Genomic DNA, 252 nt, shown 5'->3' with positions numbered 1-252 from the left:
ACGCTCGGCCAGCCGTCGCCGACGCTGTCGGGCGGCGAGGCGCAGCGCATCAAGCTGGTCACCGAACTGAGCAAGGTGCGCGACGACATCACACGCCGCGGACAAAAGGCGCCGCACACGCTATACGTGCTCGACGAACCGACTGTCGGCCTGCATATGGCCGACGTCGCAAAGCTGATTCGCGTGCTGCATCGGCTCGCTGACGCGGGGCACAGCGTTGTCGTGATCGAACACGATCTCGATGTGATCGCC

General features: G+C 65.1%; 1 pseudogene. It reads left to right on the top strand.

The window, feature by feature from the left end:
- Nucleotides 1-252, top strand: a pseudogene (locus SB753_RS39550) (hypothetical protein); the annotation flags it as partial.

The sequence above is a fragment of the Paraburkholderia sp. SIMBA_053 genome (assembly GCF_046534895.1).
Classification (GTDB): Bacteria; Pseudomonadota; Gammaproteobacteria; order Burkholderiales; family Burkholderiaceae; genus Paraburkholderia; species Paraburkholderia caledonica.
This window is presented reverse-complemented; position numbering and strand designations above follow the sequence as displayed.